The sequence below is a fragment of the Roseovarius amoyensis genome (assembly GCF_003260265.1).
In the GTDB taxonomy this organism is placed as follows: Bacteria; Pseudomonadota; Alphaproteobacteria; order Rhodobacterales; family Rhodobacteraceae; genus Roseovarius; species Roseovarius amoyensis.
On record NZ_QITQ01000001.1, the window covers coordinates 112,873 to 135,705 of the forward strand.

General features: G+C 65.0%; 22 protein-coding genes. 1 reads left to right on the plus strand and 21 read right to left on the minus strand.

Annotated features, from left to right (window positions below):
* Positions 1–244: 244 nt before the first annotated feature.
* The 8 genes from ftsH to DL899_RS19790 form a co-directional block, all read right to left on the minus strand.
* The gene (gene ftsH / locus DL899_RS00545; RefSeq protein ID WP_111731817.1) at positions 245–2,092 is read right to left on the minus strand and encodes an ATP-dependent zinc metalloprotease FtsH; all 1,848 of its coding nucleotides are present in this window, start codon (positions 2,090–2,092) and stop codon (positions 245–247) included.
* Between the two features lie 183 nt (positions 2,093–2,275).
* On the minus strand, positions 2,276–2,416 hold the full coding sequence (gene cydX, locus DL899_RS00550) for a cytochrome bd-I oxidase subunit CydX (RefSeq protein ID WP_111731818.1): 141 nt from the start codon (positions 2,414–2,416) through the stop codon (positions 2,276–2,278).
* A gap of 15 nt (positions 2,417–2,431) precedes the next feature.
* On the minus strand, positions 2,432–3,595 hold the full coding sequence (gene cydB, locus DL899_RS00555; protein ID WP_111731819.1) for a cytochrome d ubiquinol oxidase subunit II: 1,164 nt from the start codon (positions 3,593–3,595) through the stop codon (positions 2,432–2,434).
* Positions 3,596–3,600: 5 nt separating this feature from the next.
* Positions 3,601–5,211 carry a cytochrome ubiquinol oxidase subunit I gene (locus DL899_RS00560; RefSeq protein WP_111731820.1) on the minus strand — a complete coding sequence of 537 codons (1,611 nt, stop codon included), beginning with the start codon at positions 5,209–5,211 and terminating at the stop codon, positions 3,601–3,603.
* Positions 5,212–5,331: 120 nt separating this feature from the next.
* Positions 5,332–6,972, minus strand: coding sequence for a thiol reductant ABC exporter subunit CydC (cydC, locus tag DL899_RS00565; protein ID WP_111731821.1), 1,641 nt, complete (start codon positions 6,970–6,972; stop codon positions 5,332–5,334).
* Positions 6,969–8,642: a thiol reductant ABC exporter subunit CydD gene (gene cydD, locus DL899_RS00570; RefSeq protein ID WP_239494550.1), complete on the minus strand. Its 1,674-nt coding sequence runs from the start codon at positions 8,640–8,642 to the stop codon at positions 6,969–6,971. The genes cydC and cydD overlap by 4 nt, the downstream gene beginning before the upstream one ends.
* Before the next feature lie 199 nt (positions 8,643–8,841).
* Positions 8,842–10,377, minus strand: coding sequence for a hypothetical protein (locus DL899_RS00575; protein WP_162685447.1), 1,536 nt, complete (start codon positions 10,375–10,377; stop codon positions 8,842–8,844).
* A 287-nt stretch (positions 10,378–10,664) separates the two neighbouring features.
* Entirely contained in the window at positions 10,665–10,814 is a 150-nt protein-coding gene (locus DL899_RS19790) for a hypothetical protein (RefSeq protein ID WP_239494551.1), read from the minus strand.
* 24 nt (positions 10,815–10,838) lie between these two features.
* Between DL899_RS19790 and DL899_RS00580 the strand changes: the two genes are divergently transcribed.
* Positions 10,839–11,351, plus strand: a complete 513-nt coding sequence (locus DL899_RS00580; protein ID WP_239494552.1) for a Crp/Fnr family transcriptional regulator — start codon at positions 10,839–10,841, stop codon at positions 11,349–11,351.
* A gap of 43 nt (positions 11,352–11,394) precedes the next feature.
* On the opposite strand, the gene DL899_RS00585 is transcribed toward DL899_RS00580, so the two are convergent.
* Genes DL899_RS00585 through DL899_RS00645 form a run of 13 tightly spaced genes read right to left on the minus strand, consistent with a single transcriptional unit; the run spans position 11,395 to position 22,617 of the window.
* Positions 11,395–12,324, minus strand: coding sequence for a F0F1 ATP synthase subunit gamma (locus tag DL899_RS00585; RefSeq protein ID WP_111731825.1), 930 nt, complete (start codon positions 12,322–12,324; stop codon positions 11,395–11,397).
* Complete coding sequence (locus tag DL899_RS00590; RefSeq protein ID WP_111731826.1) at positions 12,308–13,846, minus strand: F0F1 ATP synthase subunit alpha; 1,539 nt, start codon at positions 13,844–13,846, stop codon at positions 12,308–12,310. Before DL899_RS00590 ends, DL899_RS00585 begins: the two co-directional genes overlap by 17 nt.
* Entirely contained in the window at positions 13,836–14,606 is a 771-nt protein-coding gene (locus DL899_RS00595; protein ID WP_111731827.1) for a F0F1 ATP synthase subunit B family protein, read from the minus strand. Before DL899_RS00595 ends, DL899_RS00590 begins: the two co-directional genes overlap by 11 nt.
* Positions 14,607–14,609: 3 nt before the next feature.
* Positions 14,610–14,897, minus strand: coding sequence for a F0F1 ATP synthase subunit C (locus tag DL899_RS00600; RefSeq protein ID WP_111731828.1), 288 nt, complete (start codon positions 14,895–14,897; stop codon positions 14,610–14,612).
* Entirely contained in the window at positions 14,894–15,589 is a 696-nt protein-coding gene (locus DL899_RS00605) for a F0F1 ATP synthase subunit A (RefSeq protein WP_111731829.1), read from the minus strand. The genes DL899_RS00600 and DL899_RS00605 overlap by 4 nt, the downstream gene beginning before the upstream one ends.
* The gene (locus DL899_RS00610; RefSeq protein ID WP_111731830.1) at positions 15,586–15,897 is read right to left on the minus strand and encodes an N-ATPase subunit AtpR; all 312 of its coding nucleotides are present in this window, start codon (positions 15,895–15,897) and stop codon (positions 15,586–15,588) included. The genes DL899_RS00605 and DL899_RS00610 overlap by 4 nt, the downstream gene beginning before the upstream one ends.
* Positions 15,894–16,181 (minus strand): AtpZ/AtpI family protein, encoded by a 288-nt coding sequence (locus tag DL899_RS00615; RefSeq protein ID WP_111731831.1) that lies wholly within the window; start codon positions 16,179–16,181, stop codon positions 15,894–15,896. Before DL899_RS00615 ends, DL899_RS00610 begins: the two co-directional genes overlap by 4 nt.
* Complete coding sequence (locus DL899_RS00620; protein ID WP_111731832.1) at positions 16,178–16,588, minus strand: ATPase; 411 nt, start codon at positions 16,586–16,588, stop codon at positions 16,178–16,180. The genes DL899_RS00615 and DL899_RS00620 overlap by 4 nt, the downstream gene beginning before the upstream one ends.
* Positions 16,585–17,979: a F0F1 ATP synthase subunit beta gene (gene atpD, locus DL899_RS00625; RefSeq protein ID WP_111731833.1), complete on the minus strand. Its 1,395-nt coding sequence runs from the start codon at positions 17,977–17,979 to the stop codon at positions 16,585–16,587. The genes DL899_RS00620 and atpD overlap by 4 nt, the downstream gene beginning before the upstream one ends.
* 9 nt (positions 17,980–17,988) lie before the next feature.
* Complete coding sequence (gene arcC / locus DL899_RS00630) at positions 17,989–18,900, minus strand: carbamate kinase (RefSeq protein ID WP_111731834.1); 912 nt, start codon at positions 18,898–18,900, stop codon at positions 17,989–17,991.
* Position 18,901: 1 nt separating this feature from the next.
* Complete coding sequence (gene argF / locus DL899_RS00635; RefSeq protein ID WP_111731835.1) at positions 18,902–19,903, minus strand: ornithine carbamoyltransferase; 1,002 nt, start codon at positions 19,901–19,903, stop codon at positions 18,902–18,904.
* 17 nt (positions 19,904–19,920) lie between these two features.
* Positions 19,921–21,150 (minus strand): arginine deiminase, encoded by a 1,230-nt coding sequence (locus tag DL899_RS00640; RefSeq protein ID WP_111731836.1) that lies wholly within the window; start codon positions 21,148–21,150, stop codon positions 19,921–19,923.
* Between the two features lie 21 nt (positions 21,151–21,171).
* The gene (locus DL899_RS00645; protein WP_111731837.1) at positions 21,172–22,617 is read right to left on the minus strand and encodes a YfcC family protein; all 1,446 of its coding nucleotides are present in this window, start codon (positions 22,615–22,617) and stop codon (positions 21,172–21,174) included.
* Positions 22,618–22,833 lie beyond the last annotated feature (216 nt).

Consider the following 22,833-nt stretch of genomic DNA (forward strand, 5'->3'; position numbering starts at 1 on the left):
CTTTTTCTAGCGTTTCCTGATCTTATGCTTCTTGGTCAACCCACTGACATGCGTTTCGAAGCCTGCGGTTGATATACTGATATCTGGGAGAAATTATGGCGGCGGCAACACATCCTTGGTCAGTGTGGCCTTGAGGCGGCACTCGGGACGACAGACGTGCGCTTTTCCAGGGTTTGAAACCGGTGGTTCGGGCACGAAATGACCGTGCCACAGGCGCAAGCAGGGGCGCAGCTGCCCCCTGCCCTTACCCGGCGTTTTTCTTGGTCCCATCCGCCGCCGGTTCGGGCGTCTGCCCGGCGCGGACCAAGGGCGGAAAATCCTCGGGCGTGATCGTTTCCCGGTCCAGCAGCAGCGCCGCGCCGGACTTCAGTTCCGCGTCATGTTCGGTCAGGATAGTCTTGGCGCGTTCATAGGCCTCTTCCAGCAACGTGCGGATCGCGATGTCGACCTCGCGCGCGGTTTCCTCGGAATAGTCCCGGGCCGCCATGCCGGGCGCGTGCTGATCAAGGTATTGCCCCGCCTTGCGTTCCAGCACCGCCTGCCCGATCTCGGGCGCCATCCCGAAGCGGGTGACATATTCCCGCGCAATGTCGGTCGCCTTGGCCAGGTCGTCCGACGCCCCGGTGGAAACCTCGCCGAAGACCAGGTCCTCTGCCGCGCGGCCCGCCATCAGCACGGTCATCCTGTCCTTGAGTTCCGACACCGAGATCAGGAACCGGTCCTCGGTCGGGCGCTGCATGGTATAGCCAAGCGCCCCGATCGAGCGCGGAATGATCGAAACCTTGTGCACCGGGTCGGCGTGATCGACATTCGCCGCCACCAGCGCATGCCCCATCTCGTGATGCGCAACGCGCGCGCGTTCCTCGGGGCCCAGCACGCGGGACTTGCGTTCAACGCCCGCGATGATCCGCTCGACCGCCGCGGTCAGATCGGCCATCGTCACCTTGTCGCCATTGCGCCTTGTGGCAATGATCGCGGCCTCGTTGACGAGATTGGCGAGGTCCGCACCCGTAAAGCCGGGCGTGATGGCCGCGACCTGTCCCAGATCGACGTCATCATCCAGCACGACCTTTTTCGCATGTACCCTGAGGATCGCCTCACGCCCCTTGCGTTCCGGCCGGTCGACCACGACCTGCCGGTCAAAGCGGCCCGCCCGCAGCAGGGCGGCATCCAGTATCTCGGGACGGTTGGTCGCGGCCAGCAGCACGATACCGGTTCGCGGGTCGAACCCATCGAGTTCCGCCAGCAACTGGTTGAGGGTCTGTTCCTTTTCATCGCCGCCGCCAAAGCCCGAGACGGCCGAACGCGCCCGCCCCAGCGCGTCGAGTTCGTCGATGAAGATGATGCAGGGCGCGGCCTTGCGTGCCTGTTCGAACAGGTCGCGCACGCGTGCCGCGCCGACACCCACGAACATCTCGACGAATTCGGACCCCGAGATGGAAAAGAACGGAACGCCGGCCTCACCCGCAACCGCACGCGCCAGCAGGGTCTTGCCGGTGCCCGGCGGGCCGACCAGCAGGATACCCTTGGGGATATGCGCGCCCAGGCGCCCGTATTTTTCCTTGTCCTGCAGGAACGACACGATTTCCTGCAGTTCCGCCTTTGCCTCGTCAACGCCGGCCACGTCATCGAAGGTCACGCCGGTCTTGGTTTCCAGATAGACCTTGGCCTTGGACTTGCCGATGTTCACCAGCCCGCCCATTCCCTGCCCACCGGTCATGCGCCGGGTCAGCAGCATCCACATGCCGAAGAAGAACAGCACCGGCACGACCCAGGACAGCAGGTCGGTCAGCCAGTTCTGATCAGACCCGCCGGTAAAGGGAATGTCATACTGTTCCAGGTCGGCGGCAAAGTCCGGGTCGACCCGTTGCGCGATGAAGAACTCCTTGCCGTCCACGGGTTCGGCAAAGCGCCCCTCGATCCGGGTTTCGGTGACGGTCAGTTCCGCGATATCGCCCTTTTCCAGGTGGGACAGGAATTCGCTGTATTGCAGCGGCAGCACGCTGCGATACCCAAGCCAGACCTGCAGCGCCAGCCAGACAAGGGCGGCGATGATCCAGAAGGTCCAGTTAAACTGTTTCTGCTTGTCCATATCAGGGTCTCCGAACGGGTTGCCGGGTGGCGCATCCGGCCGCGGGGAAAGGTCGGCCCGCAAGCCAGCTATGACAACCCCCGCAAGTGAGGGCAACAGCGTTGCCTGAATGGTGCGCAGGAACGGGATACGGCGGCGAACGCCAGGGCGCCGCCGCCGCAGGGGCCGCAAACCGGCCGGGGATCAGTCGCGCGGGTCAGAGGGTGGCGCATCGTGACCGTGGGCAATGGCGCGCTCGTCCTCTTTTATCTCAAGCCACATCGCGTTCATCACGGCAAAGATCGCCGCCAGCGGCAGACCGAGAAGCCAGGCAAAATACCACATTGGGTCTTCCTTTCGTCAGTATGAGGAATGGCCGCCGTCGGTGATCTCGGCCTCGGTGACCTTGCCCCAGAGCACTTTGTACACCCAGGCGGTGTAGGCCATGATCATCGGCATGAAGATCACCGTCATCACCAGCATGATGAACAGCGTCAGGTGCGACGAGGAACTGTTCCAGACCGTCAGCGACGACTGCGGGTCGCTGGAGGACGGCATGATGAACGGGAACATCGTCAGCCCCACCGACGAGATCACGCCAAGGATCGCCATCTTGGAAAACAGCAGTGTCGAGACCTCGCGCCCCGCCCGCAGCCCCAAAAGGGTCAGCAGACCGCCAAGGATGCCCATCACCGGTGCGACGGCGATCCAGGGACGGTCGCCATAGGCCGACAGCCAGCTCGCCGTGCGCTCCACCTCGAAATGCAGCGGGTTCGAGGGGCCGTTGGCGACATGATCCCCGACGGTGCGGAACCCTTCGATTCCCACCGCCAGCCACAGACCGGCCAGCACATAGGCGCCCACGGCGACGAGGGCGGCGACCGACCCATAGGCACGGGCGCGGCGCTGAACCGCGCCTTCGGCCTTGAGCGTCAGCCACGCGCCGCCATGCATCACCAGCATGGCCAGCGACACGACACCGGCCAGGATCGAGAACGGATCAAGCAGACCGATGAATTTCATGTACCAGACGCCTTCGTAGATCGTGTGCAGATCGTCGGTCAGGTGAAACGGCACGCCCTGGATGACGTTGCCGACCGCCACCCCGAACAGCAGCGCAGGCACCGCGCTGCTGGCGAACAGCGCCCAGTCCCAGCCGTTGCGCCAGCGCGGGTCTTCGCGTTTGGAGCGGTACTTGAACGCTACCGGCCGCACGATGAATGCTGCGAGGACGACGAACATCGCCAGGTAGAAGCCCGAAAAGCTGACCGCGTAGAGCGGCGGCCAGGCGGCAAAGATCGCGCCGCCGCCCAGGATGAACCACACCTGGTTGCCCTCCCAGACGGGGCCGACGGTGTTGATCGCCACGCGGCGTTCGACATCGCTCCGCCCCACGAAGGGCAGCAGCGCGCCGACCCCCATGTCAAAGCCGTCCGTCATGGCAAAGCCGATCAGCAATACGCCCAGCAGCACCCACCAGATGACGCGCAGCAGGTCGTAACTCATGAGTTCATGAAGGATCATCTGTCTTACTCCGCAGGCATGGAAGTGGCGTCGGCATTACGCCGGCCGGCCAGGATATCCCGATGACGGGTCATCCAGGCCTCGGTTTCCTCGACATCCTCGAACGGACCCTTGCGGATGTATTTCAGCATCAGGCCCATCTCGATGATGAACAGGACGGTGTAGAAGATCACGAAACCCAGCAGGGTCAGCGTGACCTCGGTCACCGACAACGCGCTGACCGACATCGCCGTGGGCAGCACACCGTCCACCGTCCAGGGCTGGCGGCCGAATTCGGCGACGAACCAGCCCAGCTCGGCCGCGATCCAGGGCGCGGGGATCATCCAAACCGCCAGGTGCAACGCCGGGCGGGGAAAGTTCATGCCCTTGAACGAAGCGCGATAGAAGAAATACAGCATCGTCCCGATAAAGCCAAAGCCAAGCGCGACCATCAGGCGGAACGCCCAGAACAGCGGCCAGACCGTCGGCACGGTGTCATTGGCAGCCGCGATGATCTGTTCCTCTGTCGCGTCCAGCGGGTTGTCGACGTATTTCCTGAGCAAAAAGGCAAAGCCCAGATCGGCGGAATGTTCCTCGAATGTCGCCATCGCCTCGGGCGAGGCGGCATCGCGTTGCTCCCGCACCTCCAGCAGCGCCGCATAGGCGATCATGCCGGACCTGATGCGCTGTTCGGCCTGTGCCACCAGGTCATTGATGCCGGGGATCTCGGTCGTCAGCGACCGGGTGCCGATCAGGCCCATGGCCCAGGGGATTTCAATGGCGTAATGGGTTTCGCGCGCCTCCTGGTCAGGCATGCCGATCAGGTTGAACGGCGCGGGCGCGTCGTGGGTTTCCCACATACCCTCGATCGCGGCCAGCTTCATCTTCTGGCTGTGGGTCGCCGAATAGCCGGACTCGTCCCCCAGCAGCACGACCGACAGCGCGGACGCCAGCCCAAAGGCCGCCCCCACGGTGACAGACCGCCGGGCCAGCTCGACGTGGCGCCCGCGCAGCAGATACCAGGCCGACACGCCTATAACAAAGACCGAGGCCGTCACATAACCCGCCGAGACAGTGTGCACGAATTTCGCCTGCGCCACCTCGTTGAACAGCACCTCGAAGAAATCCGTCATCTCCATGCGCATGGTCATCGGGTTGAATTCGGCGCCGACCGGGTTCTGCATCCAGCCATTGGCGATCAGGATCCAGAGCGCGGAAAAGTTCGACCCGATGGCAACCAGCCAGGCGACCGTCAGGTGCGCGACCTTGCTCAGCTTGTCCCATCCGAAGAAGAACAGCCCCACAAAAGTGGCCTCGAGGAAAAAGGCCATCAGCCCCTCGATCGCCAGCGGCGCACCGAAGATGTCGCCGACATAGTGGCTGTAATAGCTCCAGTTCATGCCGAACTGGAATTCCATGGTGATGCCCGTGGCCACGCCGAGAGCAAAGTTGATCCCGAACAGCAGGCCCCAGAACTTGGTCATCTGCCGCCAGATCGGGCGGTTCGTCATGACATAGACGGTCTCCATGATCGCGACGAGGATTGACAGACCCAGCGTCAGCGGCACGAAGAGGAAGTGATACATGGCTGTCATCGCAAATTGCAGGCGCGACAGCTCGACGATTCCCAGCTCCATTTGATTTGCTCCTGATATCGGGGACGAATCCCCCGATTTCAAATTCATTACTCAGAATATGAATACCATTGAACCGCTTCCATCATTGATCTGCGTCAAGATGCTCGTCCAGCATGAATCTTATTCGAGCCCGACAACCCGGTCCGCAAACGCCTTTTCGACGCCTCGATGCGCGGCAATCAGGATCGCCGCGCGTGGCAGCCACCCTCGGATGCCCTCCAGCACCGCCCCGGCGGTGGGGTCGTCCAGCCCCTCGGTCGGCTCATCCAGCAACAACAGCTTCGGCCTGCGCAGCAAGGCGCGGGCCAGCGCCAGCCTGCGGCCCTCGCCGCCCGACAGCCCCGCGCCGCGCGTGCCGATTTTTGTCTCCAGCCCATCCCGTGCCCGCAGCACGGGCGCAAGGCGCACCGCCTCCAGCACCTGCCAGAGCGTTTCATCACCGGCCTCCGGCGCGGCCAGTCGCAATGTTTCGGCCACCGTTCCCGCCATCAGGGCGCTGCGCTGGGGCAGCAGGGTCACATGCCGGCGCAGCGCAGTTTCGCCCCAGTCCGTGATCGGCAGGCCGCCCAGGGCGATACGGCCTGCGGCCACGGGATGCAGCCCGGCCACGGCCAGCAGCAGCGTCGACTTGCCCTTGCCGCTGGGGCCGGTGATGGCGATGCACTCGCCCGGCGCGACGCTCAGCGACAGGGTGCTGACGATGGGCGTTCGGGTCATCGGGCGGTGCAGGGTCACGTCCTCGATCTGCAGATCACCCTCGGCCGACCCGGCGGCCCGGGCCGCCGGCAGCGGCGTGGCGATATCGCGGGACACGCGGCGGGCCGCCTCGATCATGCGGCCAAGGTCGCTGGCGGCGCGGCGCAGCGGCAGAACGGTTTCGGCCAGGGCCAGCGCCGCGAAAAAACCCAACGCCGCCAGCGCCGGCGTGATGTCGCCGACCTGTGCCAGGGCAACCCCGATCCACAGCGCACCCCCTGCAACCAGCGCGCCGACCGCCTGCAAGGCCGCCCCTGCGCGGCGCTCGGCCCGGTCCTGGCGGTGGCGCAGGTCGCGGCGCCTGTCATCCGCCGCCTGGACATGTTGCGCCTGCGCCGCCAGCCGCCCATAGATCGCCAGATCGCTGCGCGCGCGCACCAGGTCGATCAGCCGCGACCTGAACGCCTGCGCCGCCGCCTCGGCCCGGCGCGACAGGGCGGCGGTGTGCCGGACCGTGCGCCAGAAGACCAGCGCGGTGCCAGCGACGTAGCCAACCAGTATCCATGCGGCGACCGGCAGCCCCACCAGCCACCACAGCACGGCAAAAGCCACCAGCTGGGTCAGAACCCCGGCCGTGACCGGCAGGATCAGGCGCAGCGGCACGCCGTCCAGCGCGTCGATATCCGCTGTCAGCCGGTTCAGCGCCTGTGCCCCCCGTATGCGGATCATCCGCGCATGGGACGCCGCCATGAAACCGGCCAGCAGGCGCAGGCGCAGAACCTCCAGCGCGCGCAGCGTGGCGTCGTGGGTCAGCACCCGTTCACCATAGCGCGCCGCCGCCCGGCCAAGGGCGAGAAAGCGCACCATCGCAGAGGGACGAAAAACATCGAACACCGCCCCCAGCCCCGCCAGCCCGGCAGCGGCGGCGGCAGTGATGAACCAGCCCGACAGCCCGAGCAGCGCCACCCCCATCAGCAGCACCACCAGGCTGAGCAATGCCCCCCGCCACAGTGCAGCGGGCTGTTCCCGCAAGATCAGCCGAAAGATGTGCCACAGCGCGGTCACGCGGCGCCCTCCAGCCGGATGACCCGGTCCATTCGCGCGGCAAGACCGCTGTCATGGGTTGCCACGATCAGCGTCGCGCCCTGCGCCGCCTGGGCCAACAGCCCCTCGGCCACCAGCCGGGCGGTTTCGGGGTCAAGATCGGCGGTCGGCTCGTCCGCGATGATCACGTCGGGCGCGGCATGAATGGCGCGGGCAAGGGTCAGGCGGCGCGCCTCGCCCCCCGACAGCCCACCGCCGGTTTCGCCCAGCCGCGTGTGCAGCCCCCGGGGCAGCGCCGCCACCACATCGGCAACCGCCGCCTGTTCAAGCGCCTTCGCCAGGTCGCCATCGCGCCCGAGCGTCAGGTTGTGCAGCAGGCTGGCATTCAGGAAATGCGGCGCTTGCGGCATCCACCCGATCCGCGCCCGCCAGGCATCCGCTGTCCGTTCGTCAAGCGGCTGACCAGCCACGATGACACCGCCCCCCTCAGGCGCCAGAAGACCCGCCATCAGGCGCAGGGTGGTCGTCTTGCCCACGCCGCTGGGGCCGACCAGCGCCACGCTTTCCCCCGGCGCGATGTCGATGTCGTCCAGAACCCGCCCGCCCGGCAGGACGCATCCGCGCAGGGATATGCCCGCCGGCCCGTCCAGCGGCGCGGCCCCCGCCCCCTGCCCCAGCAGGCTGGCGGTTTCGGCCGCCTGCCATTGGGCCAGTTCGGCGGCGACGGCCTCGGCCCCGGCCTTGTCGTGCCAGGCGGCGGACAGGTCGCGCAGCGGCTGGAAATACTCCGGCGCCAGCAGCAGCAGGAATATCCCCGCCGGGGCGCTCAGCCCCCCGCCCCATGCGCCGAATTCAAGCGCGCCCAGCAGCGAAAATCCGACATAGACCGCCACCATCGCCACGCCGATCGCGGCAAAGAGTTCCAGCACCGTCGAGGACAGGAACGCCACCCGCAGCACCGCCATCGTGCGGCCGCGCAGATCGCCCGCCTTGTCGGCAAACCCCGCCATGACCGCCTGTTCAGCGCCCAGCAGGCGGATATCGACGAGGGCGGACAGGCGTTCGACCAGAATGTCGTTCAGGCTGCCGATCTCGGCCATCTGGCGCTGGCTCGCCTCCTTGGCGGCGAACCCCACCAGCGCCATGAAGACCGGGATCAGCGGCCCCGCGACCACCAGCACCAGCGCCACCGCCCAGGACTGCCACAGCGCCAGCGCCAATATCACCAGCGGCACCACCATTACCCGCGCCCTGGCCGGGGCAAAGCGCGTGACATAGGGCGCCAGCATGTCCAGCTTTTCACCCGCAAGGGCCGAAATGGCGCCCGCCCCGCCAAAGGGGCTGTCCTCGGCCCGGCCCGTCTCGGCCGCCAGGATGCGCGCGCGCGCGGTGTGAACGACGGCTTCCGCCGCGGCCTCGGCCTGTTGCTCGGCCAGGAGCCCCAGCCAGACCCGCAGCCCGCCCAGCGCCGCAAACCCCAGCCCCGCCCAAAGGGCCGAGACATCCACCCCCGTCAGCAGCCCGCCCAGGGCATGGGCCACCAGCGCCGCCTGCACCGGCCAGATCAGCTGTGCCGCCACCGACAGCCACGCCGAACGCGCCTGCGCCCGGCGGCCAGGACGCAGCAGGTCATGCAGAGTGCGCGCCGACGCGGACTGCGCTGAGCTGTCAGTGCGGCGCCTCTGTGTCACTGAAAACCTCTGATCATGTTTCTCTGCCACCGGATAAACGCCCGCGCGCCCTGGCGGTCTGATCTGGATCAGCCATGCGCGCTTTGCAACCCGCGAGGGGGCCGCAACCGGCACCTGCCCCATGCCCGCATGCCCACCCTAAAGGGAAATATCCAGCCCGGCCTTGCGCCACGCCGCAACCGCGCGGGTGATCATCGTCTCATGCAGGCACCATGCCTGCACATGACGCATGTATGACACGTTCGAAATCCGGCAACACCTTCAGCAACTGCGTCTTTTCTGCCTGCGCGGCATCCATGTCGCCAGCTTCGACGAAAAACCACAGCAGATGGCAGTGATAGAAGAACGCACCGGGTAACGGGGCCATGTGCATTTCCGCGACCGCCTCCTGCGCCGAGCGCGTCATCAAAAGACCGAATGCCCTGGCCGTATGGTACCATTCCGGCCGTGGCGGGCCTATCGCGGTGGCCTTGTCCATCAGCGGCATGGCGACATCCCACTTCGCCCGCATGCAGTAACAGATACCCAGCATGGCGAATATGTCGGGGTGGCCGGGGTTGAGCGCCAGCGCGCGGCTGGCAGATGCGTCGAAAAGGTCGAATTCGCGGCGGTGGAACCGCACGATGGCCAGCGCCATGTGGGCTGTAGCGTTTTCGGGGTCGTATTCCACCGCCTTCTCAGCCTTGTAGAGAGCGCGATCCAGCAAGCGGATATTGGTATTGTCGTCGAACGACATCCGGTACTGATCGACCGTCGTCAGGGCCAGAACGGCATGGGCGTCAGATGAGGTCGGATCACTTTCAAGAGCCTTGCGCAGCCCATCGTGAATTTCCTGCCGTTCCACAGTGGCAAGCTGGAATGCGTACTGGTGATACCGCGATATCCAGCAGTAGGTATCCCATTTCAGCGAAGGGCCCATTCGCGCGCTGCGCCGTGCATACTGCCCAAGCGGCCCGAACCGATCGGCGATGTGGGCGGCTATGGCCAAGGCCATCTCGTCCTGTATGTCATACATCGCCTTTGGGGTCGCCTCGTGGCTGAAATGCTGGGTCAGGATTATCTCACCGCCCGAGGTCTCGACCAGGTTGATGGTGATCTGTACGAACTGGCTGTCGATACGGAAACTGCCCTCAAGAACAAAGTCGGGGTGAAACTGGTCATGGATCTGGCGTATGCTCAGGTTGTCCTGCCTTGCCTGTGCGGTTGTCCGCCTGGAAAGAACGGTCAGTTCCCTGAATCGTGACAGGTTGGCGATGGTCTCTTCTGTCAGGCCGTGGGAAAAGAAGTCATAGCCATCCTCCCGGCTGAAATTATCGAACGGCAGCACTGCGATGGACGGCTTGTTTGACGGAACTGCCGTTGCGGGCTCGTCCGCAACCGCCGCCTGTTTCCTGTCCCAAGACAGAAAAAACGCCGCTGCATAAGAACCCTTGGCAATCGTGATGCGCACCGGGTCGTCGCGGCCGTCCTGTGCATAATACTGTTCCAGCTTCTGGCGCAGGGCGCGCGCCTGAACACGCACGATCGTATCGGTCTGGGGGTCGAAATCCTCTGGCTTGTCGAACACTTCCAACCCGATCGTATAGCCCTTGAGCCGGTCCGGACGCCCGGCGATGCCCTCTTGCACGACATATGACAGGAAACGGCACAGGCGCGGGGCATTGCGAAACTGTCTGCTCCCGATGATCCGGGCCAGTTGTTTCTCGACCACTTCCTTGGGCAATGATGTCGTCAACCTGATCGCACCACCCCACCCGTTGTCCGCGTTGAGCAGCTTTGGCGCCTCGTTGGCTTTTCGCCCTCACCGTGAGTCACTTTCAAGGGCCGGCATCAGCGCCTAGCTGTGATGTTATCGGCAGGTCATGCCGTGGATGGAGCATAACTTTGGTCCTGAGCGGGTTCCACCATGAAAGGGCGTGACCCGACCTGTTTAACAACAGGAGTGACACCTTGACGCTTCAGTCGACGGAGTTTTCGGACCTAAAGCACCTGTACTGCAGGCCGTTGGCACCGGTTGCAAGTTCAGATCGCAGCGCCCTGTCCCCCCTGCAAGGCAAGGAAAAGGCCGCCGCCGAAGACAGCGCTGCACAGAAATTTCGCAACCTGATCGCGCTTTTCAACACGCGGCCATTCGAGCAGCATTTCCAACCCGACAGCACGATCCTGCTGCATGGCGAACCGGCCAATGCTGTCTATATGATCGTTTCGGGCACCGTGCGCGGATGCAGCATCAATGCCGATGGCTGCCGACAGATCTTTCGCTTTTCAAGAAAAGGGGATTTTTTCGGACTTTCCGACATTGATCGTTGGCATTTCACCGCTGAGGCCGCAGATCATGTGATCGTGAAATCCATTCCCTGCGCCACGTTCGAACGTGAACTATCCGAAAACTGCGCCCTACAAAGTGAACTGCGAACCTATTTTCGAGACCTTCTCAAAACCCGTGATCGCCAGTTGCTTACCCTCGTCAGCACCAACGCCACGGACCGCCTGTACCAGTTCCTGCGCGAATTCGCCGCCTCCAGACCCAACGGCGGGCATGTCACCCTGCCGATGTGCCGGCGCGACATCGCAGACCATCTGGGTCTGACGCCGGAAACCGTAAGCCGCGCCTTCGGCAATCTGAGGCGCAAAGGTCTGATCGAGCTTTTGACCCCGGAAAAATACCGGATCAGCGACCCGGCCGGACAAGGCGCAAGCCCGCCCTGATCCAGGCAGCCTGATACCGCGAACCAGCAAGGTTCATGCGCCATCAGGGCCCGGCGAGTGTTTTTTGCCCGTCGGCACCCCCGGCTTGAGACGCCCTTTTCTTCAGCGCCTCGAACCCGATTATGACATCAAGCAGTTCGGTGGTGATCTCGCTCTGACGCAGGGCGCGCATGTCGGATTGCAGCTCTTCCAGCCGGTCATCGACCGAGTTTTCCGCTTGCTGCATCAGCGCCAGGCGGGCGGCGTTTTCCGTAACCATCGCCTCGGCAGAGGCCCGGAACAGGCTGGCGAACAGGTGCCCCCGAACCAGCGACATGAACAGCTCTTCACGCGGCATCGAAAAGCCCGGCAGGCTGCGCGACGCCCAGGGCCGCGCCTGCAGCTCGGCCACAAGCGCGGGGTCGAGCGGCAAAAGCACCGTAATTTTCGGCGCCTGCGCCCCGCCCTCGCCCCGCGCGAAATAGGCCAGTGAGACAGACACGTCATGGGCGAGGCTGTCGCGCCGGATCTCGTCCAGCTTCTGCGTGAGAAGGTTCGCAAGCCGCCCGATCCCGTCAACCGAGGCAGGGGGAAAGAACGGCTTTCCGACGCCGATCCCCTGATCCGCCAGCGCATCCGCCATCTGGGCGCCCACACACAGGACAGTCGTTTGCGCACCGTCATCGGCGTTGACAGCCTGCGCGACATGCGCGGCAAGCGTTTCGTTGTAGTTCCCGCAAAGCCCGTGATCCGAGCCAAAGACGACCATCACCCGCGCGCCGCCATCGGGCCTGGGCGCGGTCATCGGCCCGGATTGCGACAGGAAGGCGTGCAACCCCAGCAGAACCGTGTCGTGATAGGCCTCGATGGCGCGGGCCGCGTGTTCGTAGGGGGCGGCGTTGATGACGGACAGCGTTTTCATCGTGTGAACCACGCTGCGGATGCCCTGCATGCTGGCCGTACGCCGGGCAAGCGTTTCAAGCGTTTGCGCCATCGTGCCCCACCACTGTATCGCGCGCCTGCCGGGCGATTTCCCCCATGCGTTCGCGCGCGTCTTCGTCCAGGTTTTCGCCTTGCGCGATTTGCTGCGCCAGGTCGCCCAGTTCCCCGGCGGCGGCTTTCCTGATGGCCGCCATGACGGCGAAGGTGTCGTGTTCGCCCAACCCGTCGAGCTGCCCCCCCATCGCCGCGACCAGCACCGCCAGTTGTTCGACTACCGGGATCGGGTCGCGCTCTGGCTGGCGCAGGGAGGCACGAACCGCCGCACCGCGGGTCAGCCGCGCGCGCGTCGCGTCGTCAAGGCGGGTGCCGAAACGGGCGAAATCCTCCAACTCCTCGAACTGCGACAGGGTTACGCGCAGATTGCCGGCGACCGAGCGGAACGCCTTGCTCTGCGCCTTGCCGCCCACCCGGCTGACCGACACGCCCAGATCGACCGCAGGAAACTGGTTCTTGCGAACTAGACGGGGCGACAGATAGATCTGCCCGTCGGTGATCGAGATGAGGTTGGTCGGAATATAGGCCGACAGGTTTTCAGCCTGCGTCTCGACGACCGGCAGCACGGTGATGGACCCGCCACCGACCGCGTCGGAGAACTGACCGGCGCGTTCCAGCAGCCGGGCATGGATATAGAAGATGTCGCCGGGGAACGCCTCGCGCCCCGGCGGGCGGCGCAGCAACAGCGACAATTCCCGGTAGGACCGCGCGTGATGGGTCAGGTCATCCAGAACCACCAGCACATCGCGCCCCTGCCCGGCAAAATACTCGGCCATGGTCATCGCCGCATAGGGCGCGACATAGGCCAGGCCCGCGGCATCCTCGTCGCCGGCGGACATGATGATAGTGCGCGGCATCATCCCGCCATCGCGGATCGCGCCGATCACCTTGGCCACCGCATCGCCACGCTGGCCAATGGCGCAGTAGATGCAGATCACGTCGGTGGATTTCTGGTTGAGGATCGCATCCACCGCCACCGATGTCTTGCCGGTCTGGCGGTCACCGATCACCAGTTGCCGCTGGCCCAGCCCGATGGGAACCGCCGCGTCGATCGCCGTGATCCCCGTGGCCAGCGGGCGCGTGATTGCCTTGCGCTCCAGTATCTTTGGGGCTTCGGCCTCGACCGGGCGCACCGCCTCGGCCTTGATCGCGCCCTTGCCGTCGCGCGCATCACCCAGAGGCCCGACAACACGCCCCAACAGCCCGGGGCCGACCCTGGTGCTGACAACCCTGCGGGTGCGCATCACGCCTTCGCCAACGGCAACGCCGTCGGACGCCCCCAGCAGGGCTACGCCCATGCGCCCCGGCTCCAGGTCCAGCACGACACCCTGCACCCCGCTTTCAAAGCGCAGCAACTCGTCCGACAGGGCGCGTTCCAGGCCGGTCACGATGGCGATGCCATCCGCCACCTCGGCCACTTGCCCGATCTCGCTGACGCGCGGCGCGGGGGCGGGGCTGTCAAGCAGCGCCTGCAACAGCCACTCTGGGCCGGTGTCGATGCGGCCCGCCTCAGTGCCCATTGCCCTGCACCTTCAGATCGGCCCCCCTGGCAAGCTGATCAGAGATCAATGCATCGAGCCCGTCGATATATGAATCGATGCTCCAGGCCACTTGCGCACCCCCCATCCGCAGCACCAGCCCCGGCGCCTGCTCGGTGTCGGTCTCGAACCCGACCGAGGTGCCGGGGAACAGGGCCGTCAGGTCCGCTGTCAGCGTCTCTTGCACCTTCGGCGGCAAGGGGTCGCGGCTGGTGATCGTTGCCGCCCCGGCCTGCCCTGCCGCGCGGCGCAGTTCTTCGGTCATCGGGCGGATCTTGCGAACAAGCTGATGCGCCATGCGCGCCTCCAGCGTCTCGTCCGCGAGGTCGCTCAGGGCCTTGCGGGTCAGCGACAACAGCGCGTCGGCCCCGGCGGCATGCAGCCTGGCGGCATATTTGCGCGCCTCATCGTCCAGATGGGCCTGCCAGTTCTCGTGCTCGTGCTCCATCCGCTGCTGTGCTTCGGCCAGCAACGCGTCGCGCTGTGCCTCGGCCTCTTTGCGAACCTTTTCCTGCATTTCGGACTGCGCGACATGCAGGGCGCGCAGCTTTTGCTGGTACTCCGCCTCGACCGCCGCCGCCTCGGCTTTTTGCTGCGCCGCCTCCTGCATCCGGGCAGTGATCTCGGCCTCGCGGGCGTCGATGCCATCCAGGATGGGACGGTAGAGGAACCGCTTCAACAGCCAGACCAGCACCAGAAAGTTGGCGATCTGGGCCGCGACGGTGATCCAGTCTATCGACATGGCTCAGCCGCCCGCGGCCTGTGCCGCGTCCAGCGCGGCGGTCCAGAACGGGTTGGCAAAGATCAGGATCATCGCGACGACGAAACAGTAGATCGCCGTCGACTCGATCATGGCAAGGCTGACGAACAGCGTGCGCGAAATGGTCGGCGCCGCGTCGGGCTGTTGCGCGATCGCGCTCAGCGCGGTGGCGCTGGCACGCCCTTCGCCCAGTGCCGGACCGATGGCACCGAACGACACGGTCAGACCCGCGGTAAAGATGGAAACGGCAGCGATGATGGCAATATCTGTCATGGTGTATCCTTGTCGTGCTGGTTCCGGGTTCTGGGGGCGGTGGCGCTGGAGATGTAGACCGTTGCCAGGATGGCAAAGATGTAGGCCTGGATCATGCCGGTCAGCAGGCCGAGCACATCCATCACCACCGGAAAGAAGAAGGGCGCGATGCCCAGCAGGATGGCGGCGATTACCGCGCCGCTCATGATGTTTCCGTAAAGGCGGATCGCCAGGGAAATGCCGCGCGAGAATTCGGATATGATGTTGAAGGGCAGCATCACGAAAGACGGCTGCAGATAGGTCTTGAGATACCCGACGACGCCCCGGCTGCTGACCCCGAAAAGCGGCACCGCGATCAGCACCGAGATCGCCAGCGCGGTCGTCGTCGAAAGAGAGGATGTCGGCGGCTCGAACCCCGGCACCACCAGCAGCAGGTTCGACATCGCCACGAACAGAAACAGCGTGCCCGAGAAATACAGCAGCCGGCGCGAGGGCCCCTGGGCGATTTCCTCGATCTGGCCCTGTATGCCCTGAACGATCACCTCCAGCGTCGTACGCCAGCGGTTGGGCGGCACGTCAGGGCGCAGGTTGTGCGTGATCAGCATCGACACGACGGTCAGCAGCGCCATCACGACCCAGGTGTAAAAGATGGTCGCGTTGATGGGCACGCCCCAGAGATGCAGGATGATGGTCTGGTCCGGCGACAGGTTCATGACGACGCCCCCCTTGCATCCGCTGCATCCGCGCCGGCGCGGGCAAGCGTCGTGGCGACAAAGCGCGCGACAAGGAACGCGATGGCGTATCCCAGCGCGGCCCAGGGCCCGCCCTGCCGGGCGATGACCCAGCCGACCCACAACAGCGCCGCGATCCGCAACGCCGCGCTCAGCGACAGCAGGCCGACAAGGTTGTTGCGGCGCAGGACAAGCCGTATGCCAAGGGCCAGCCCGACGAAATAGACGGCCCCCATCACAAGGCCAACGCCAAGCCCCACCATCATGGCGGTCCAGTCGACAGGAATCATCTGTCACCCCCTTCCTTGCTGATCCAGACGGCGGCTATGAAGGCACCCAGCACAACCCCGGCCAGGATCAGCGCGATGGTCCAGGAAAACGCCTGCGGCGCCACCCGGTCCAGCCAAAGCCCCAGAAACGCCCCGCCCACCGTGGGCACGGCGATGGACCAGCCGATCATGCCGAAGGTGCCGATCCCGCGCAGCGGGCTTGGCCCCGGATGATCGCGGGTCGATTTCATCCGCTTTGCCTGGCGCGCGATCTTGTCGGCGGGCTTTTCGGGGTCTCTTGTCATGGCTGCGGCCTTCGCAATTCCGCGAAACGCCGGACCATGTCCGCCTCAAGCCGCGACAGGGCGGCGCGGGCCTGGCGTTCCTCTTCGTCCATCTGGACGAAACTTGCCTCGACGGTGTCTCTGAGGCTGCCCAGATCGTCCCCCCGGACCCCGCGAAGGGCGGCAACAGCGACCTCGTGCCCCTTCTTGACCAGCAACCCCTCGTCGATACCGAAAATTTCCTCGGACCCGTCGGCCATGCGCAGCGTCATCACCGAGGGAACGAGCACGGTGACAAAATCGACATGGTTCGGCAATATCCCGAACGCCCCGTTTGGCGCCACCGCCGTCATCCGCGTGGCGCGCCCCTGAAAAAGCGTGCGGGTCGGCAGGCGCAGGGTGACATTCATATCGGCGGCCAGGCTCATGATTTTGCCTCCAGATCGTCCAGGCTGCCGATCATGTAATAGGCGCTTTCGGGCAGGTCGAAACGGGTCTGTTCGAGTATCCTTTCACAGCCTTCCAGGGTGTCGGCAATCGGCACCGCCTTGCCCTCCATCCCGCTGAAAGAGCCGGTGGTATAGAACGGCTGGGTCAGGAACCTTTCCAGCCGGCGGGCGCGGGCCACGGTGGCGCGGTCGGCCGATGACAGCTCTTCCAGCCCCAGCATGGCGATGATGTCGCGCAGTTCCTCGTATTCGGCCAGCGTCCGGCGCACCGCGCGGGCGATGTCATAGTGGCGTTGGCCCACGACCGATGGCGTCAGCATCACCGAGGCCGACGCCAGCGGATCGACCGCCGGATAGAGCCCCTCGCTCGCCCGTTTGCGCGACAGCACGACCGAGGCCGACAGGTGAGAAAAGATATGCGCCGCCGCCGGGTCGGTGAAATCGTCGGCGGGCACATAGACCGCCTGGATCGAGGTGATCGCCCCCCGCCGGGTCGAGGTGATGCGTTCCTCCAGCCCGGCCAGTTCCGTCGCCAGCGTCGGCTGATAGCCCACGCGCGAGGGCATCCGCCCCAGCAGGCCCGACACCTCTGACCCGGCCTGGACAAAGCGAAAGATGTTGTCGATCAGCAGCAGCACGTCCTGCCCCTTGTCGTCGCGGAAATACTCGGCCATCGTCAGCGCGGTGTTGCCCACCAGAAAGCGCACGCCGGGGGCCTCGTTCATCTGGCCGAACAGCATGACCGTCTTGTCGCGCACGCCGGCCTCGCCCATCTCGCGGAAAAGTTCCTCTGCCTCGCGCGAGCGTTCGCCGATGCCGCAGAACAGACTGACGCCCTTGTGGTGCTGGACGGTGTTGTTGATCAGCTCGGTGATCAGGACGGTCTTGCCCACCCCTGCCCCGCCAAACAGCCCGGTCTTGCCGCCCCGTTCGATGGGCGACAGCAGGTCGATGGCCTTGATCCCGGTTTCCAGTATCTGCGAATGCAGGACGCGGTCGTTCAGCGCCGGCGGCGGACGGTGGATCGAGCGATGCTCGACCGCCACCGGTTCGGGGCGGCCGTCGATTGGCGCGCCGAAGACATCCAGCATCCGCCCCAGCACGCCATCGCCCACGGGTACCCGGATCGGCCCTCCGGTGGCGCGGACCGTCATGCCAAGGCCAAGGCCGCGCACCGGGGCCAGCGCCATGGCGCGCACCACGCCGTGGCCGACAAGGCCCGACACCTCCAACGCCACATCGCCCGCGTAAAGCAGGTCATGGATGCGGGGCACCGCACCGTCGAAGGCCACGTCGACAACCCCGCCGTGAATGGCGACAATGCGGCCATCGGTGGTCGTTTCGGCAACTGTCGCGGTTTGCGTGCTCACCTCTCTGCCTCACCCCTGTTTGGACACGCGGGTGCCGGCCGTGCCATCGAGGATCGCCAGCGCATCGGCCAGCCGGCCAATGCCCGCGATGCCGCCCAGCTCCGCGAAATCGCAAGCTGCCGTCAACTTGGGGCCCATCGAGCCCTTGGGCAAGTCCAGCGCGCAGCCCTCATCCGGTGTCAGGAGGCGCAATGGCGTGGCGGCGTCGGTGCCGAAGTCCTGATAGACCGCGTCGACATCGGTCAGCAGCAGCAGCGCATCGGCGCCGATATCAGCCGCCAGCAGGGCGCTGGCCGCGTCCTTGTCGATAACCGCCTCTATGCCGATCATGCTGCCATCGGGCCGGCGCAGCACCGGGATGCCGCCGCCGCCCGCACATATCACGATCACGCCCTGATCCAGCAGCAGGCGCACCAGCCGCAGGTCGGGAATTTCGACGGGCCTGGGCGACGGCACCACGCGGCGCCAATACTTGCCATCCTGCGCGATGGTCCAGCCCGCCGCCTTGGCGCGCGCCTCGGCCTCTTCCCTAGAATAGACGGGGCCGACGAACTTGGTCGGCCTCGCAAAGGCGGGGTCATGCGCATCCACCACGACCTGGGTCAGAAGGGTTGCAACCGCGTGGTCATGGCCGAGCGCGTTTTCCAGCTCCTGCTCGATCAGGTAGCCGATCATGCCCTCGGTCTCGGCCCCCAGCACATCCAGTGGATAGGCCTCGTCGGGCTTGTAGGCGGCGCCCTGCAGCGCCAGCAACCCCACCTGCGGGCCGTTGCCGTGGGTGATGATCAACTGGTGCCCGGCGCGCACGATCCGCGCCAGTGCCTCTGCCGCCATCCTGACATTGGCGCGCTGCGTTTGCGCGGTCAGGGGTTGCCCCCGCCGCAACAGCGCATTGCCCCCTACCGCTGCGACGACCAGCATCTCAGGCCCCCAGCGTGGCGACGAGAACCGCCTTGATGGTGTGCATCCGGTTCTCGGCCTGATCAAAGACGATCGAGGCCTCGCTTTCGAACACCTCTTCGGTCACTTCCATGGCGTCCAGCCCGAACTCGGCCTGGATCTCGGCGCCGACGGTTGTCTCGGTGTTGTGGAACGCCGGCAGGCAATGCATGAACCGCGCGCGCGAATTGCCGGTTTTCGCCATCACATCCGCCGTCACCTGGTAGGGCTTGAGCAGCTTGATGCGCTCGGCCCATTTTTCCTTGGGTTCTCCCATCGACACCCAGACATCGGTATAGATGAAATCCACCCCCTTGACGGCCGTGCCGACATCTTCGGTGATGTTCACCCGCGCACCCGTCTCGGCGGCGATCGCGCGCGCCTCGTCAATGATGGCGTCGGCCGGCCAGCAGGCCCTGGGCGCGCAAAGGCGCACATCCATGCCCATCTTGGCCCCGCCGATCAGCAGGCTGTCGCCCATGTTGTTACCCGCATCACCAAGAAAGGCATAGGCGACCTGGTGCAGGGGCTTTTCGACATGCTCCCGCATGGTCAACAGATCGGCAAGGATCTGGGTCGGGTGAAACTCATCGGTCAGCCCGTTGTAGACGGGCACGCCGGAATAGCGCGCCAGTTGATCCACCACATCCTGACCAAATCCGCGATATTCGATGGCGTCATAGATACGCCCCAGCACCCGCGCCGTGTCCTTGACCGATTCCTTGTGACCGATATGCGTGCCCGTCGGCCCCAGATAGGTGACGCGTGCGCCCTGGTCATAGGCTGCCACCTCGAAGCCCACGCGCGTGCGGGTGCTGTCCTTTTCGAATATCAGGGCGATGTCCTTGCCCTGCAGCCTTGGCACCTCGGTGCCGGCATATTTCGCCGCCTTCAGGTCGGCGGCCAGTGTCAGCAGAAAGCCGATTTCGCGCGGGGAATAATCCCGCAGGGTCAGGAAATGCCTGTTTTTCAGGTTGTAAGCCATCTGGTTTGCCTTTCAGGTCAGACCGGGTCGCGCACGGTGGGACAGCTCATGCAATGGCCACCGCCACGCCCGCGCCCAAGCTCGGCGCCGGGGATGGCCAGCACCTCTATGCCTGCGGCCTTGAGGGCGGCGTTGGTGTCGTCGTTGCGGTCGTAGCCGATGACAACGCCGGGGCGCAGCGCCAGCACGTTGTTGCCGTCATTCCACTGTTCGCGCGCACGCTCTTCCTCGGTCTCGCCGCCGGTGGGCACGATATCGAGCTTCTTGTAGCCAAGCACCTCGGCCACGATGTCGAAGATCGGGCGCGGGTCGTGACGGAACTGCAGCGGAGCCGTCCCCTCGCCCGGGCGAATATCATAGCAGACCAGTTCGTCGGCGACCTCCTTGAAGGTCGTGACGACAGGGCCTCCGCAGAGGGTAAAGACGGTATCGAGATGCATCGCCGCCCGCGATTTCGGGATGGCAAAGGCCAGAACCCGTTGTGCGGCGCCCGTATCGAAAAGCGCCTCAGCCATTTGCCCGACACCCTGGGGCGATGACCGCTCGCCCATGCCGACCAGAACCGTGCCGTTGCCCACCGGCATGATGTCGCCCCCTTCCAGGGTCGCCAGCCCGTGATCAACGGTCGGGTCGCCCCAGTGGACCGTCGTTCTGCCCGCAAAGTTCGGATGGAACTTGTAGATCGCGGTGTTCAGCAGTGTTTCGGGGCGCCGTGCCGCCCAATGCATCGGGTTGACGGTGACGCCCTCATAGATCCACGCGGAATTGTCACGGGTGAACAAGGCGTTGGGCAGCGGCGGCAGGATAAAGCCATGCTGGCCCAGGTAGCTGCCGAACAGGCCCGAGGGCTTGAACGGCAGGTCATCGGCGGCCAGCCCGCCCAGCAGATACTCGGCCAGCTGCGCACCAGGCAGCTCATCCATCCAGGCGCGCAGATCGGACATCATGCCGACGCCGATATGGTCGGGCGTGATCCGGTGATCGAGCACCCAGTCCCGCCCGTCGGGAATATCCAGCGTCTCGGCCAGCAGGTCATTGACGTCCAGAACCTCGGCCCCCTGTTCGCGCATCGTGTCGGCGAAAACGTCGTGGTCCTTCTGCGCCTGCTTGACCCAGAACACGTCGTCGAAGAGCAGCTCTTCGCAGTTTCGCGGCGTCAGGCGGCGGTGGGCAAGGCCGGGACGGCACACGACGACCTGCCGCAGCACACCGGTTTCGGAGTGAACTCCGAGCGATCGTTCAGTCATCTTCTTCTCCTTTCCGGGCTCTCAAAGAGCGGCTGCGATACTGATCGCGGCGCAGCACAGAACCACCAGGACAACCAGCAGCGGCCAGATGAAGACCAGCCAGCGGTCATAGGGCACGCGGCCGATCGCCAGCCCGCCGACCACCACCGCGTAGGTCGGAGCGATGAGGTTGGTGATGCCGATCGCCGTCTGAAACGAGGTCACGGCCAGTTCACGCCCGACACCGGCGAAATCCGACAGCGGCGCAAGGATCGGCATGGACAACACCGCAAGGCCCGAGGTCGAGGGCACGATAAAGCTCAGCAACGCTTCGGTCCCGAACATGGCGTTGACGTAGGCGATGCTCGACATGCCCGTGATCTTTCCCTCGAAGAAATTGAGGATCGTGGCCGTGATCATGCCGTTGTCCATGACGACGACGATGCCACGCGCCAGCCCGATCACCAGCGCCACGCCCAACAGGTCGCGGGCGCCGTCCACAAACGCGGTCGTCATGGTCTTTTCGCCCATCCAGCCGATCAGGCCGATCAGGATGGAGGACCCCAGGAACAGCGCCGACATTTCGGCCATCCACCACCCCTGCGAGGACACGCCCCAGATCATCACCGCAAATGTCACGCCGAACACGATCAGGATGATCTTTTGCTTGCCGGTAAAGCTGGCGATGCGGGTGGCGTCGTGACCTTGCAGGAAATGCGCCTCGTTCGAGTCCTTCCTGTCCGCCACGACCGAGCGCTGCGGATCCTTGCGCACCCGTTCGGCATAGCGCATCACGAAGATGACGGCCGCCAGCCAGCTGAGTGCGAGAATGGCCAGGCGCAGCCCCATGCCCTGGGTAAAGGGAATTCCCGCCGCGTTGGAGGCGATGGCGGTCGAGAACGGGTTGATCGTCGAGCCAAGCACACCAACACCGGCGCCCAGCATGATGATCGCCACGCCGGTGACCGCGTCATACCCCGCCGCGATCATCACCGGGATCAGCAACGGATAGAAGGCCAGCGTTTCTTCGGCCATGCCATAGGTCGTGCCGCCCAGCGCGAACAGCGCCATCATCACCGGGATCATCCACTTTTCCCGGCCCTTCAGCCCGACGATGGACCGCTCGATGCCGGTGTTCACCGCGCCCGTCGCGTTCACGACGCCGAGAAAGCCACCGATCACCAGGACGAACAGCGACACGTCAATCGCGTTGGCAACGTATTCCGACGGGTCATAGAAACCGGCGATCGGCGCCAGCAGCACGTCGATCAGCCCTTGTGGTTCGGCCTCGACCGTGTGGAAGGTTCCGGGCACCGGGGCGTCTTTTCCCAACGCCTCGTTCATGGCCTGGTCATACTGGCCGGCGGGCATGACCCATGTCAGCGCCGCCATCACCACGATCAGCAGAAACAGGATCGTGTAAGCGGTCGGAAACCGGGCCGTTGAATGTTCCACCCGGCTCAGGCCTTGTTGGCTGTCGTCTTGCATTGGTTTTCTCCCCTACGTTTGCCTTGGTGTCGGTCCCAAGGGGCCGGCACCAAGCGGGTGCGTCCCATGCAAATGTTAGAACTTTTGAATGCGTCCATGATTGACGTGCATCAATTTGCGAAAAGATGACCAGCAGCATGACGGCGGAGAACATGCAAAGTGTCGAAGTCGGGCGGCAGACAGGCAGCGGAATGCGTGCGCGACCGCAGGCGCCCG

Excerpts from the sequence above, each read along its gene's own strand:
- DL899_RS00620 (WP_111731832.1), bottom strand. The coding sequence starts at position 16,588 with ATGAGCCTGGCCGCCGATATGAATGTCACCCTGCGCCTGCCGACCCGC.
- DL899_RS00585 (WP_111731825.1), bottom strand. The coding sequence starts at position 12,324 with ATGGCGCAAACGCTTGAAACGCTTGCCCGGCGTACGGCCAGCATGCAG.
- DL899_RS00595 (WP_111731827.1), bottom strand. The coding sequence starts at position 14,606 with ATGTCGATAGACTGGATCACCGTCGCGGCCCAGATCGCCAACTTTCTG.
- argF (WP_111731835.1), bottom strand. The coding sequence starts at position 19,903 with ATGGCTTACAACCTGAAAAACAGGCATTTCCTGACCCTGCGGGATTAT.
- cydX (WP_111731818.1), bottom strand. The coding sequence starts at position 2,416 with ATGTGGTATTTTGCCTGGCTTCTCGGTCTGCCGCTGGCGGCGATCTTT.
- DL899_RS00590 (WP_111731826.1), bottom strand. The coding sequence starts at position 13,846 with ATGGGCACTGAGGCGGGCCGCATCGACACCGGCCCAGAGTGGCTGTTG.
- DL899_RS00610 (WP_111731830.1), bottom strand. The coding sequence starts at position 15,897 with ATGATTCCTGTCGACTGGACCGCCATGATGGTGGGGCTTGGCGTTGGC.
- DL899_RS00600 (WP_111731828.1), bottom strand. The coding sequence starts at position 14,897 with ATGACAGATATTGCCATCATCGCTGCCGTTTCCATCTTTACCGCGGGT.
- DL899_RS00560 (WP_111731820.1), bottom strand. The coding sequence starts at position 5,211 with ATGGAGCTGGGAATCGTCGAGCTGTCGCGCCTGCAATTTGCGATGACA.
- cydB (WP_111731819.1), bottom strand. The coding sequence starts at position 3,595 with ATGATCCTTCATGAACTCATGAGTTACGACCTGCTGCGCGTCATCTGG.
- DL899_RS00605 (WP_111731829.1), bottom strand. The coding sequence starts at position 15,589 with ATGAACCTGTCGCCGGACCAGACCATCATCCTGCATCTCTGGGGCGTG.
- DL899_RS19790 (WP_239494551.1), bottom strand. The coding sequence starts at position 10,814 with ATGCAGCAGGATCGTGCTGTCGGGTTGGAAATGCTGCTCGAATGGCCG.
- DL899_RS00640 (WP_111731836.1), bottom strand. The coding sequence starts at position 21,150 with ATGACTGAACGATCGCTCGGAGTTCACTCCGAAACCGGTGTGCTGCGG.
- DL899_RS00580 (WP_239494552.1), top strand. The coding sequence starts at position 10,839 with ATGATCGTTTCGGGCACCGTGCGCGGATGCAGCATCAATGCCGATGGC.
- arcC (WP_111731834.1), bottom strand. The coding sequence starts at position 18,900 with ATGCTGGTCGTCGCAGCGGTAGGGGGCAATGCGCTGTTGCGGCGGGGG.
- ftsH (WP_111731817.1), bottom strand. The coding sequence starts at position 2,092 with ATGGACAAGCAGAAACAGTTTAACTGGACCTTCTGGATCATCGCCGCC.
- DL899_RS00645 (WP_111731837.1), bottom strand. The coding sequence starts at position 22,617 with ATGCAAGACGACAGCCAACAAGGCCTGAGCCGGGTGGAACATTCAACG.
- DL899_RS00615 (WP_111731831.1), bottom strand. The coding sequence starts at position 16,181 with ATGACAAGAGACCCCGAAAAGCCCGCCGACAAGATCGCGCGCCAGGCA.